This is a genomic window from Pseudomonas sp. PDM32 (assembly GCF_019219225.1).
Classification (GTDB): domain Bacteria; phylum Pseudomonadota; class Gammaproteobacteria; order Pseudomonadales; family Pseudomonadaceae; genus Aquipseudomonas; species Aquipseudomonas laurylsulfatiphila.
Genome location: NZ_JAHUWE010000008.1, coordinates 250,121 through 262,854 on the forward strand (window position 1 = coordinate 250,121; position 12,734 = coordinate 262,854).

Consider the following 12,734-nt stretch of genomic DNA (forward strand, 5'->3'; position numbering starts at 1 on the left):
CTGCTATTGCTGTGAACAGCACGAGGTGCAAAAGCATGAACGGACTTCGACGGTTGCTGGCTGCTGTCCTGGCCACTTTCGGTTTGCTGGCGACACCCGCCCCGGTGTTTGCCGCCCAGGTGCCGATCCACTTCGCCGACCTGAACTGGGAAAGCGGCAGCCTGATTACCGATGTCCTGCGCATCATTGTCGAGAAGGGCTACGGGCTGCCCACCGATACCTTGCCGGGTACCACCATCACCCTGGAAACCGCGCTGGCCAACAATGACATCCAGGTCATTGGCGAAGAGTGGGCCGGTCGCAGCCCGGTCTGGGTCAAGGCCGAAGCCGAAGGCAAAGTCGTCAGCCTCGGTGACACGGTCAAGGGCGCTACCGAAGGCTGGTGGGTGCCGGAATACGTGATCAAGGGCGACCCCGCCAAGGGCATCAAGCCGCTGGCGCCGGACCTGCGCAGCGTCAGCGACCTGCCGCGCTACAAGGACGTGTTCAAGGACCCGGAAGCCCCGACCAAGGGACGTTTCCTCAACAGCCCTATCGGCTGGACCTCGGAAGTGGTCAACAAGCAGAAGCTCAAGGCGTACGGGCTGGACGACAGCTACGTGAACTTCCGCAGCGGTTCGGGCGCGGCCCTGGATGCTGAGATCAGTTCGTCCATTCATCGTGGCAAGCCGGTACTGTTTTACTACTGGTCGCCTACGCCTTTGCTCGGCCGCTTCAAGCTGATTCAACTGGAGGAGCCTCCGTTCGACGCCGAAGCCTGGAAGACCCTGACCGACGCCGACAACCCCAATCCACGGCCGACCCGTTCCCTGGCTTCGAAGCTGTCGATCGGTGTGTCCACTCCGTTCCAGAAGCAATATCCGCAGATTGCCGAGTTCTTTGCCAAGGTCGACTTTCCGATCGACCCGCTGAACAAGGCGCTGGCCGAAATGAGCGAGAAACATACACCGCCGCGCCAGGCGGCGCAGGCGTTCATGAAGGCTCACCCGGACGTCTGGCGGGCCTGGCTGCCCAAGGACGTGGCGGACAAAGTCTCCGCCGCCCTGTAGGCGCTGCCGCAGGTCGGGATCTTTTGATCTTTGTCATGAAAAAGCAAAATCAAGACATCGCAGCCTGCGGTAGCTCCTACAATGTTCGGTTCATATCCCTTTCAAGGATCTCTGAACCATGACCCTGTTGTTGGCTCAGTCGCTGGTGACGATCTTCGCCGTGATCAGTCTGGTGCATGTGTATTGGGCGTTGGGTGGCGAGTGGGCGGCGGTGGCGGCGGTCCCGCAAGTACCGCAGGAAGGCAGCGCAAAACTGAAACCGGCGTTCAAGCCGCGAGGCTGGATCACGCTGGTGGTGGCCGGGGCATTGCTGTTGATCGCCGTGCTGGTGTGCTGGCGGGTGGGCTGGTGGCTGCCGCCCTTGCACCACTGGTCGTTGCAGTGGGTGATCAGCGCCATTGCGATCTTGCTGTTTGCCCGGGCCATTGGCGATTCGGAGCTTGTGGGCTTTTTCAAGGAGGTCAAGGGCTCGAAATTTGCCCGGCTCGACACCTGGGTTTATTCGCCGTTGTGTGTGGTGTTGGGGGCGGGGTTGTTGGCGGTGGCCTGGATTTGATTGATCGACATTTCTGTAGTGACAGTACTGGCCACTTCGCGAGCAGGCTCGCTCCCACAATTGATCTGCGTACACAGGTCAAAATGTGGGAGCGAGCTTGCTCGCGAAGAGGCCCGCCCGGTCACTAAAAATCTCTGATCTAACTCCCACTCTCCGTACGCCGACTACTCACCTCAGCCGGCACATCATCCCCGGCCATGCGCTTACGAAACAGCGCCGCCCGGGCCAGCAGCAAGGTGGTTACCGGCACGGTAATCGCCAGCAGGATCGGAATCAGCCAGGCGTGCAAGACCGGCGCGGACTTGAGCGCCGAAAAATAGATGATCGAAGCCAGCGCCACGCACCAGGCGCCGAGCGTCGAGGCCAGGGCCGGTGGGTGCATGCGCTGGAAGTAATCCTGCATGCGCAGCAGGCCCGTGGCGCCGATCAAGGCAAACAGGCTGCCGAGCACCAGCAGGATCGCCACCGGGATTTCCACCCACAACGACAAGGGCGTATTCATTCGATCACCTCACCACGCAGCAGGAATTTCGCCAGGGCGAACGAGCCGACGAAACCGAACAGAGCGATCAGCAGCGCCGCCTCGAAGTAGGTGTCACTGGCATAACGAATACCCAGCGTCAGCATCATCAGCATCGCGACGATGTACAGGTAGTCCAGTGCCAGGACCCGGTCCTGGGCCGACGGCCCTTTGAACAGGCGGATCAGGGTCAGGATCATCGCCAGGGAAAACAGGAACAGGCTCAGCAGGATCGCGTTCGCCAGCAAGGGGCTCATTCGAAGATCTCCATCAACGGACGCTCGTAGGTCGCCTTGAAGTGCTGGATGAAGAGTGCCTCGTCGTCCAGGTCGAAGACGTGCAGCAGCAGAATGCTGCGGTCCAGCGCCAGCTCCGACCAGACCGTACCGGGCACCACCGTGGTGATCATCGACAGCGCGGCCAGGCCATTGGCATCACGCAAATCCAATGGCACCTTGATGAATTGCGAGCGGGGCGGGCGGCGCCCGGCATTGAGCACGCCCCAGGCCACGGCGAGGTTGGACACCAGCACATCACGCCCGACCAGCAGGACCAGGCGCAGGATCACCCCCGGACGACGGATGCGCACCGGCAGCGGACGCAGCCTGCGCATCATCAGCGGCGCGCAGAACCCCAGCGCCGCCCCCAGCAGCAGATTGCCGGGGCTGGTCGACAGGTTCAGCAACAGCCACAGCAGGCACAAGGCCAGCGACAGCAAGGGGGCGGGAAACAGACGCTTCATGGTTGCACCTCCTGCGGGATCGCCTTGGCCGTGGGGTTCGGTACGACGCGGGTGTCGAGCACCGCCATCACGTATTGTTGCGGGTTGTACAAGGCATCGGCGGCGGCCTGGGTATAGCGCAGCAGCGGATCGGCCTTGAAGGTCAGCGCAATGCTCAAGCCCAGCAGCGCGAAGATCGGCACGCATTCCAGGCGTCGCAGCAGGGGCGATGGTCGTTCCGCCGGCGTCCAGAAGCGCTGGATACCCAGGCGCGAGAATGCGACCAGCGACGCCAGCCCCGAGACAATCAACAACACCAGCAGGCCCCACGCGGTGTTGGAAATCGGTGCGTCGCCGCTGTTGCCCAGGCCCAGCGGATTGAGCAGGGCGCCGATCAGCCCGAGTTTGCCGATAAACCCGGAGAGCGGCGGCATGCCGATGATCAGCAAGGCGCAGGCGATGAAGCTCAGGCCGAGAAACGCCATGGTCCAGGGGATCACCTGGCCGACCACGGCTTTCTGGTCGTCGTCGAGGTTGGTGCCTTTGGGGGGATGCAGGGATTCCAGGGGGCGGGGCAGCAGTTCGGCTTCATCTTCGAGCTGTATCTCGTTGGCCGAGCGCGAACGCTCGATCAGTTCGGCCAGCAGGAACAGCGCGCTCAAAGCCAGGGTCGAGCTGAACAGATAGAACAGTGCTGCGCCCACCAGGTTCGGCTGGGCGAAACCGATGGTCGACAACAGGATGCCCGCCGACACCAGAATGCTCAGGCTGGCCATGCGTTCCAGGCGTTGTGCGGCGAGGATCGCAAGGGCGGCGCAGACGATGGTCGCCATGCCGCCGTAGATCAGCCACTCCCCGCCAAAGAACGCCGATGCCCCGGCCTGGGCGGAGAACAGCAGCGTCCACAGGCGCAGCAAGGTGTAGACGCCGACCTTGGTCATGATCGCGAACATCGCCGCCACCGGCGCGCTGGCCGAGGAATAGGCCGGCACCAGCCAGAAGTTCAACGGCCACATGCCGGCCTTGGCCAGAAACGCAACGGCCAGGATCCCCGCGCCGGCGTGCAGTAAGCCCCGGTCAGCTTCGGACACCAGCGGGATCTTTACCGCCAGATCGGCCATGTTCAGCGTGCCGGTCACCCCATAGATCAGCGCCGCGCCAATCAGGAACAGCGACGAGGCCAGCAGGTTGATCGAGATGTAATGCAGCCCCGACGACACCCGCGCCCGGCCCGAGCCGTGGAGCATCAAGCCGTAGGACGCGGCCAGCAACACCTCGAAGAACACGAACAGGTTGAACAGGTCTGCGGTGAGGAATGCGCCGTAAAGCCCCATCAACTGGATCTGGAACAGCGCATGGAAACTCGAACCGGCGCTGTCCCAGCGGGCCATGGCGAACAGCAGGGCACTGACGCCGATGATGCCGGTTAGCACCAGCATCAGCGCCGAAAGGCGATCGACCACCAGCACCAGGCCGAACGGCACTTGCCAGTTGCTCGGCAGGTACACGCCGATGGAGCCTGGCACGCCGGTGGTTTGCGTCCATTGCAACAACGCCACGGCAATGCCCAGCCCGAGCAGGCTGGAGAACAGATTGATCCTGGCCTTGAGCGGCCGGTGTTTCTCGCCGAGCATCAGCATGATCGCGGCCGTCAGCAACGGCAGCAGGATGGGCGCGACGATCAGGTGGGTCATCGCCATCATTCCCTGGGCTCCCGGCCATCCACATGGTCGGTACCGGTCAGGCCCCGGGACGCCAGCAGCACCACCAGGAACAGCGCGGTCATGGCGAAGCTGATGACGATCGCCGTCAGTACCAGTGCTTGCGGCAACGGGTCGGTGTAGTGCAACAGATCCTGCGGTACGCCGTCCTTGATGATCGGCTCCTTGCCGATGAACAGGCTGCCCATGCTGAAAATGAACAGATTGACGCCGTAGGACAGCAGGCACAGGCCCATGACCACCTGGAACGTCCGGGGGCGCAGGATCAGCCAGACGCCGGACGCGGCCAGGACGCCGATGGCGATTGCGATGACTTCTTCCATCAGACGGCTCCCTTGGCGGCAACGGATTTAGGCTGGGCAGCGGTTTTGTGACCACGCACCGATTGGTGGGCGAGGGCGGTGAGGATCAACAGGGTCGAGCCGACCACCACGCCGTACACGCCGATGTCGAAGAACAGCGCGCTGGCCAGGTGAATATCACCCAGCAGCGGCAACGAAAAATGCCAGGTATGGGTGGTCAGGAACGGGTAGCCGACCAGCATCGCACCCAGGCCGGTGGCTGTGGCAATCATCAGGCCCGTGCCCATCCAGCGCAGCGGCCGCAGGCTCATTTGCGCCTCGACCCACTGCGTGCCGGCGACCATGTATTGCAGGATGAACGCCACCGACATCACCAGCCCGGCGACAAAGCCGCCGCCCGGTTGATTGTGTCCGCGCATGAACAGGTAGAACGACACCACCAGCGCCACCGGCAACAGCAGGCGCACCAGCACCGCCGGCACCATCATGAAGCCGAGCGCGGTGTCGCTGGCGTGACGCGGGTTGACCAGGTCGGTGACCACATCCGGTGCGAGCAAGCGTTGCTGGGCCGGCAGTTGCAGGCTTTCTTTCGGCGGACGGAAGCGGCGCAGCAGGGCGTAGACGGTCAGGGCCACGGCCACCAGTACGGTGATTTCACCGAGGGTGTCGAAACCGCGGAAGTCCACCAGCATCACGTTGACCACGTTGCTGCCGCCGCCTTCGGGCAAGGCGCGACTCAGGTAGAAGGAGGAAATGTCGTTGGGGGTCTGGCGCGTCAGCATGGCGTAGGCCAGCAACGCCATGCCGACACCGACCACGGTCGACAGCAGCAAGTCGCGGATCCGCCGCACCCGCGCGCGGCGCAGGCTGCCCGGCAACGGCGAGACTTCTTCGATCCGTCGTGGCAGCCAGCGCAGGCCCAGCAGGATCAGTACTGTGGTCACCACTTCGACCGCCAGTTGGGTCAGGGCCAGGTCCGGCGCCGAGAACCAGACGAAGGTGACGCAGGTCATCAGGCCGCAGACGCTGACCATGGTCAGGGCCGCCAGACGGTGATACTTGGCCTGGTACGCCGCGCCAAGGGCACAGGCGATGGCCAGCAACCACAGGGTGACGAAGACGATCGAGCCGGGGATCTTCGGCCGGTCGCCCCAGTGCAGGCTGCTGTGCAGCATGGGAATCAAGCCGGCCAGCACGGCGGCGAGCACCACCAGGAACAACTGCATTTGCAGGCGCCGGGTGCCAATCCGCGGCTCCAGGCGACGGGCCAGGCGCAGGCTGGCGACCAGTGCCCATTCGAACAGATGCTTGCCGTCCAGGCGACCCATGACGGGCGGGCGGTTGAAGCGTCCGCGCTTGAATTGATTGCGCAGCAGCAGGTAAAGCACGGTGCCGCAGGACAAGGCGATCAGGCTCATGATCATCGGCGCGTTCAGGCCGTGCCAGATCGCCAGGCTGTATTCGGGCAGGGCGCCGCCGACCACCGGTTGCGCCGCCGCCGCGAGTAGCGGGCCGACCACCTGCGCCGGGAAGATCCCCACCAGCAGGCAAGTGAACACCAGCAGCTCGACCGGCGCACGCATCCAGCGCGGTGGCTCGTGGGGAGTGTGGGGCAAGTCGGTCGCGGGCGGACCGAAGAACACATCCACGGTGAAACGCAGGGAGTAAGCCACGCTGAAGGTACCGGCGATCGTTGCCACGATCGGCAGGCTCAGCTCGACCCAGCGTGTGGCATTGATGAACACGGTTTCGGCGAAGAACATCTCTTTGGAGAGGAAGCCGTTGAGCAACGGCACGCCGGCCATCGAGGCGCTGGCGACCATGGCCAGGGTGGCGGTGAACGGCATCAGCTTGTACAAGCCGCTGAGTTTGCGGATATCGCGGGTGCCGCTTTCGTGGTCGATGATGCCCGCGGCCATGAACAACGAGGCCTTGAACGTTGCGTGGTTGAGGATGTGGAACACCGCGGCGACGGCGGCCAACGGGCTGTTCAGGCCAAGCAGCAGGGTGATCAGGCCGAGGTGGCTGATGGTCGAGTAGGCCAGCAGTCCCTTGAGGTCGTTCTGGAACATCGCGCAGTACGCCCCGAGCAACAGGGTGCAGGCACCGGCGCCGCTGACGATGTAGAACCATTCTTCACTGCCCGAAAGCGACGGCCATAGCCGCGCGAGCAGAAACACCCCGGCCTTGACCATGGTCGCCGAGTGCAGGTACGCCGACACGGGCGTCGGCGCGGCCATGGCGTGGGGCAGCCAGAAGTGGAAGGGGAATTGCGCGCTTTTGCTCAAGGCGCCGATCAGGATCAGGGGCAACAGGATGGGGTAGAGGGCATGGGCACGAATCAGGTCGCCGGCGGCCAGGACCTTGTCCAGGTCATAGCTGCCGACCACATGGCCGAGCAGCATGACCCCCGCCAGCAGGCACAAACCGCCCGCACCGGTCACCATCAGCGCCATGTAGGCACCGCGCCGGGCATCGGCGCGATGGTGCCAGTAACCAATCAGCAGGAAGGAGAAGAGGCTGGTCAGCTCCCAGAAAAACACGATCTGGATCAGGTTGCCGGAGATCACCAGCCCCAGCATGGCGCCCATGAAGGCCAGGAAAAACGCGAAGAAGCGCGGCACCGGATCGTTCGGCGACATGTAGTAGCGGGCGTACAGCGACACCAGGGTGCCGATGCCCAGCACCAGCAGGGAGAACAGCCAGGCGAAACCGTCCATGCGCAGGACGAAGTTCAGGCCCAGGCTGGGCAGCCAGGAAAACTCTTCGCGAATGACGCCGCCATGGGCGATCTGCGGGTACAGGAATGCGACCTGAACGCTGCCGATCAGGGCGATCAGGCCAGCCAGCAGGGATTCGGCGTTACGGGCATTGTGCGGCAACACGGCCGCCAAACAGCTGCCTATGAAAGGCAGAAGCAGTAGAACTATCAGGGACATAGGCTTCTAATCTGCGGAAGTTTGTTAAGCATCATACGTGCCAGCTCCCGGATCGCCAAACGCCAAGCTGTCGCAGAATCCTACACGGTAGACGGAAAAGCCCTGATTCACATTGTTTCATCGGGAGGCAAAAAAAGATCGCAGCCTGTGGCAGCTCCTACAGAACACCGAGTTCCCCTGTAGGAGCTGCCGCAGGCTGCGATCTTTTTAGTTGCCGCTTTCGCTTTCCAGCAGCTCATCAACCTCGGCTGCCTTCGCCTTGGTCTTCAACTCACTGACAATCACCGCCGCCACAATCAACCCGGCCCCGACCAGGGCAATCGCCGGCAGGCGTTCCCCGGCGATGCGCCCGACAATCCCGGCCCATACCGGTTCGCCGGCATAGATCAGCGTGGCGCGGGTCGGTGACACGCTTTTCTGTGCCCAGTTCATCGCCACCTGAATCGCCGCACTCGCCGCCCCAAGGCCCAGTGCGCTGCACAGCAGCAGCCAGGAGAAGTTCGGAATCGCCTCATTGGTCGGCACCACCATCAGGAACGACAACACCGAAGTGACCGCCAGTTGCACCACCGTCACCCGGCGCACATCGACCTGGCCGGCATAGGTGCTGATCAGGATGATCTCGGCCGCAATGGCCACGGCGCTGATCAAGGTGGCGATTTCACCGGGGCTGAAGTTGAACGACGCACCGGCCGGCCCGGACAGTAGCATCAGCCCGGTAAAGGCCAGCATGATGCCGATGCTCGGCATCAACCCCGGACGCCGCCCCAGCACCAGCCATTGCAGCAATGGCACGAACGGCACATACAGCGCGGTAATGAATGCCGACTGGCTGCTGGGTATGCTCTGCAATCCGACTGTCTGCAAGCCGTAGCCGAGCATGATCGCCACGCCGATGAACGACCCGGCCTTGAGTTCGAACAGGGTCAGGTCCCGCAGGTGACGCCAGGAGAACAGGGCGACGATGCTCGCGGCGGCGGCAAAGCGCAGGCCGACGAAAAACATCGGGCCGCTGACGGTCATCGCATGCTGGACCAGCAGGAAGGTTCCGCCCCAGACCATCGTGATCAGCACCAGCACGCATTCGGCCTTGCTGAATCTTGTGAAACGGGAGGAAGCCTTTGGGGAATTCACCGACGTCATGACCTTGCACGCTACTGGAGGGGGACGCACAATGCGCCGAATGTTGCGCAGTATACTGCCCAACCCCACTCAGTGAGCAATATAGTGCACAAAGATTCTACCCAACGGGCTTCGGTCCTCCAGCACGTCAGCCAAAATGTTCGTCGTTTGCGTCATGCCGCCGACCTGAGCCAGACCGCGCTGGCGGAAAAGTCCGGTGTCAGCCGCCGAATGCTGGTGGCGATCGAGGCGGGGGAAAAGAATGTCAGCCTGACCACCCTCGACCGGGTGGCCGAAGCCCTCGACGTCGCCTTCAGTGACTTGATCCAGGCCCCCGATGCCCGTGATCCCAGCCGTATCAACGAACTGGCCTGGACCGGCACGATCCCCGGCAGTAGGGCGGTGTTGCTCTCCAAGGCCAGCGCCAGCCGCGAAGTCGAGCAGTGGGAGTGGTGCCTGCAACCGGGCGAGGTGTATCCCTCGGAGCCGGACGCCGATGGCTGGAGCGAGCAGATTTATGTCTTCGAAGGTTGCCTGACCGTTATGCTCGGCGACCGGCCACAGAATATTGCGGCGGGTGAATTCTTCATGTTCGCCAGCAACCAGCCGCACTGTTATCGCAATGACGGGCTGGTAGCTGCGCGGTTTGTGCGTAATGTGGTGATCTAATTTTTTTTGTTTCGACCTGTTATTTATGACAGTAGACGTGACCCAAATTGTGCAGTGCAATCGAGAGGTGTCGAACAGTTCTCGGCTACCACACATTTGAGGTGTCCATCATGAGCAGTCACGCGCTTGCAAACGATTTTCCTGCGCCTTCGGTTCCAAAAGCCCAAGGCGACGACATTCACTATTCGGATATGAATGGGGGCGTTCCCATTCTGGTGCTGCCCTACGAGGGAATACAGTTGGGGGACCACGTCACCTTTCGAGTGAAATTTGACAACGCGAATGGCCCTGGCTGGCGAGTGTCAGTCGATCAGGAAAGCCAGCTCACTAGAGGCGTGGTCGGTGTGTTCGATCGATTCCTGTTGCAGGGGAACACTTGGGCGGAAGTTTCTTTCGAGGTGGGACCCAAGCGATCCGATATCCGTAAATACACGCTGGTGTTCTGAATCGCGCCAGTTGAGACGCCATCCATCGGTCATGAAGCAGCGAAACTCAGGAGCATCTGAAGTCGCCAGACGCAGATGACCTTCCTGATTGCCGAGCAAAATATTAATGTGTCGCTCAAGTACGTCTCGACGGCTCTACGTCCTCGATACGCCCGACTTCTACCCAGGCACGCATTGAGCAGCGAGATCGGCATGAGTGAAACCTTGAACAGACAAGCGTCCGACACTATTCACCACGCCGACATCCTGATTGTCGGTGGCGGCCTCAGTGGCGCGATGCTGGCGGCGCAGTTGATGCGCTTGCCGGGCCGGCGTCGGGTGCTGGTGATCGAACCCCGGGCCGAGTTGGGGCGGGGCGAAGCCTACAGCGCGGTGGAACTGGGCCATACGCTCAACGGCAACGCGGCGCGCATGAGTGTCGACCCGGACAACCCCGACGACCTGACCCAATGGCTCACCGACTACATTGCCGGCGGCGGCTGGCCAGAGTCGGACCAGCAGCATGTGCCGATCAGCGAATTGTTTCCGCCTCGGGGAATCTTCGGTCTGTACGCTCGGCAACGCCTGGCCGAAGCGCAGGCGGTGGGCGCCTTGGTCGGTTCGACGGTCGAGCATGTGCAGGCCGAGGTGGTCGATTTGCATGTCGATGCAGACGCCGTGCGCTTGACCTTGAGCGACGGCCGATGCTTGCAGGGCGCTTTTGCGGTACTGGCCACCGGGATGTTCCCCGCCGCACGCACGCCACAAACCCAATCCAGCGGCTTGAATGCGGCCGCCCTCGATCCGTGGGACGTGGCGGCCATGCAGCAGCTCGATGCGCAATCGACTGTCATGATCATCGGCTCGGGCCTGACCATGGTCGACGCCGTGGTATCCCTCGAACAGGCCGGACATCGCGGGCCGATCGAAGTGTTTTCCCGCCATGGTCTGCTGCCCCATGTGCGCCGCCAGCCACCGGCCTGGGTGGATTTTCTCGCCGAGGATCAGGACATCCGCACACCTCGCCAGTTGCTGCGCGAATTGCGTCGACACTGTCGGGACGCCATCGCCCAGGGCATCGACTGGCAGGCGCCACTGGACACGGTACGGGCACACATCGGCCGCTTGTGGCATCAGGCGACGGATGTGCAGCGTCGGCAGTTCGTGCGGCATGTGCGGCCCTGGTGGGAAAGCCATCACCACCGCTCGCCGCCCTTGAGTGCCGAACTGGTCGAGCGCTTGTATAAAGAAGGACGGCTGCGTATTCACGCAGCGTCATACCAGGGCCTTGAGCCTTCGATCAATGGCGGGGTGAGCATCCGCCTTCGACGACGCGGCGAGGCGCAGGCCTGTGTGGTCAGCGGTGCTGCCCTGATCAACTCCAGCGGTATCGAGTACGACTGGCGCCGGGTCGCGCGACCGCTGCCCCGGCAACTGCTCGCCCGTGGCCTGGTGCGGCCGGGGCCGTTGGCCTTGGGCATCGCGGCAGAAGTCGATGGTGCGGTCCTGAACGCCGAGGGCCTGCCCGCCGGCCGTCTGTTTGCCATGGGCCCGCCATTGCGCGGGCTGTGGTGGGAAAGCACGGCCGTCACGGATGTGGCGAGCCAGGCCAAGGCGCTGGCCGAGCGACTGGTGCGCTAAGGCCGTCCATTCAACACACCGCGCCGTCAGCGCGGCGCGTTGGCGCTCAGCCAGCGTTGTTTGAGCCGCTCCAGGCTTCCGTCCTTGCGCATCTGATCCAGCGCCTCTTGCCAGCGCGCCACGTCACGGGCATCGGTTTGCAGGGAAAACGCAATGTAGCTGCCTTGCTGCATCAGCGGAATCTGGTAGTGCAATTGACTGGGTGGCAAGCCTTCTTCACGGGCCAGGGTGGCGATGGACAAGGTGTCGGCCACCACATAGTCGGCACGTCCCAGACGCGCCAGGCGCATCATTTGCTCGGGTGTTTCGACGCCATACAGATTGTTCAGACCCTGCTTCTGCAAGTAGTTGTAGGCCAACCATTTGCGCGGCACCACTATGGATCCGTGGCTGCCGGCCTCCAGCAGGCTGTGCACCGGTTGCCGGGTGCTGTCGGCGGAGTACAGCGCCGTTTCGACGTCCAGCAACGGGCCGACCCATTGATACAGGCCATCGCGCTCGGCCGTGCGCAACACGGTGAAGACGCCGGTGGCCGGTTCGCTGCGGGCGATATGCAAGGCCCGCAGCAACGGCAATTGCTGCACATTCGCGCGATCCCCGGTGCGCTCGGTCAGTGCCCGCACCACGTCCACGTCAAAGCCCACCATTTCGCCGCCTTGCTGGAAATGCAAGGGCGGATGGTTGTCGGTGAGCAGGTTCAGGTCTGCCGCGTATGCACTGAAGGTGAGGAGGTACAGGAGGCAAACGGCAATGCGTATCATGAATCGTCCTTGATGAAATGAAGCGCAGAGCTTAGTACGGGCGTACGGCGGCCGTCCCGCATAATTGTCGGACTTTTTTGGCTTTGTTCGGGACTTGTCGATTTGGTTCTGGGCCTGAGTGCGTATCCGTTTTTTGGTAACGGCGGCTGATGGTTTCGCCCTTATGTATGGACTCGCCCGCCCCTTACGTACGGCCCCTCGCCAAGACTCGGCCTTATGGCCGACCAATCTCTTTCGACAAAATGCACTCCCCCTGTAGGAGCTGCCACAGGCTGCGATCTTTTGATCTAGATCTTCTGCCCTTTCGA

Annotated in this window: 13 protein-coding genes; 5 read left to right on the forward strand and 8 right to left on the reverse strand. The window is 62.7% G+C overall.

The genetic code is table 11. From position 1 onward, the window contains the following. Positions 1–35: 35 nt before the first annotated feature. Positions 36–1,049, forward strand: a complete 1,014-nt coding sequence (locus KW846_RS17260) for an ABC transporter substrate-binding protein (protein ID WP_218483706.1) — start codon at positions 36–38, stop codon at positions 1,047–1,049. Positions 1,050–1,167: 118 nt separating this feature from the next. Then, positions 1,168–1,605, forward strand: a complete 438-nt coding sequence (locus tag KW846_RS17265) for a DUF3995 domain-containing protein (protein WP_218483709.1) — start codon at positions 1,168–1,170, stop codon at positions 1,603–1,605. 139 nt (positions 1,606–1,744) lie between these two features. Here KW846_RS17265 and KW846_RS17270 read toward each other — a convergent pair whose 3' ends face one another. From KW846_RS17270 to KW846_RS17300, 7 genes are all read right to left on the reverse strand, one after another. Then, positions 1,745–2,107 (reverse strand): Na+/H+ antiporter subunit G, encoded by a 363-nt coding sequence (locus tag KW846_RS17270; protein ID WP_218483711.1) that lies wholly within the window; start codon positions 2,105–2,107, stop codon positions 1,745–1,747. Continuing rightward, the gene (locus tag KW846_RS17275) at positions 2,104–2,382 is read right to left on the reverse strand and encodes a K+/H+ antiporter subunit F (protein ID WP_007973773.1); all 279 of its coding nucleotides are present in this window, start codon (positions 2,380–2,382) and stop codon (positions 2,104–2,106) included. The genes KW846_RS17270 and KW846_RS17275 overlap by 4 nt, the downstream gene beginning before the upstream one ends. Next, entirely contained in the window at positions 2,379–2,867 is a 489-nt protein-coding gene (locus tag KW846_RS17280) for a Na+/H+ antiporter subunit E (protein ID WP_116583265.1), read from the reverse strand. Before KW846_RS17280 ends, KW846_RS17275 begins: the two co-directional genes overlap by 4 nt. Beyond that, on the reverse strand, positions 2,864–4,549 hold the full coding sequence (locus KW846_RS17285; RefSeq protein WP_218483713.1) for a monovalent cation/H+ antiporter subunit D: 1,686 nt from the start codon (positions 4,547–4,549) through the stop codon (positions 2,864–2,866). The genes KW846_RS17280 and KW846_RS17285 overlap by 4 nt, the downstream gene beginning before the upstream one ends. Further along, positions 4,546–4,890, reverse strand: a complete 345-nt coding sequence (locus KW846_RS17290) for a Na+/H+ antiporter subunit C (protein WP_007973781.1) — start codon at positions 4,888–4,890, stop codon at positions 4,546–4,548. Before KW846_RS17290 ends, KW846_RS17285 begins: the two co-directional genes overlap by 4 nt. After that, a complete protein-coding gene (locus tag KW846_RS17295) occupies positions 4,890–7,808 on the reverse strand; it encodes a monovalent cation/H+ antiporter subunit A (RefSeq protein ID WP_218483716.1) in 2,919 nt (972 codons plus the stop codon). Before KW846_RS17295 ends, KW846_RS17290 begins: the two co-directional genes overlap by 1 nt. A gap of 207 nt (positions 7,809–8,015) precedes the next feature. Continuing rightward, positions 8,016–8,951 (reverse strand): DMT family transporter, encoded by a 936-nt coding sequence (locus tag KW846_RS17300; RefSeq protein ID WP_256356763.1) that lies wholly within the window; start codon positions 8,949–8,951, stop codon positions 8,016–8,018. An 84-nt stretch (positions 8,952–9,035) separates the two neighbouring features. Between KW846_RS17300 and KW846_RS17305 the strand changes: the two genes are divergently transcribed. The 3 genes from KW846_RS17305 (at position 9,036) to KW846_RS17315 (ending at position 11,665) form a co-directional block, all read left to right on the forward strand. Beyond that, positions 9,036–9,599: a helix-turn-helix domain-containing protein gene (locus KW846_RS17305; RefSeq protein WP_116583269.1), complete on the forward strand. Its 564-nt coding sequence runs from the start codon at positions 9,036–9,038 to the stop codon at positions 9,597–9,599. 110 nt (positions 9,600–9,709) lie between these two features. Then, positions 9,710–10,045: a hypothetical protein gene (locus KW846_RS17310; RefSeq protein WP_218483720.1), complete on the forward strand. Its 336-nt coding sequence runs from the start codon at positions 9,710–9,712 to the stop codon at positions 10,043–10,045. Positions 10,046–10,237: 192 nt separating this feature from the next. Then, on the forward strand, positions 10,238–11,665 hold the full coding sequence (locus KW846_RS17315) for an FAD/NAD(P)-binding protein (protein WP_218483722.1): 1,428 nt from the start codon (positions 10,238–10,240) through the stop codon (positions 11,663–11,665). A gap of 26 nt (positions 11,666–11,691) precedes the next feature. Here the strand turns inward: KW846_RS17315 and KW846_RS17320 are convergent, their stop codons facing one another. After that, positions 11,692–12,426, reverse strand: coding sequence for an ABC transporter substrate-binding protein (locus tag KW846_RS17320; protein ID WP_218483724.1), 735 nt, complete (start codon positions 12,424–12,426; stop codon positions 11,692–11,694). Positions 12,427–12,734: the final 308 nt, after the last annotated feature.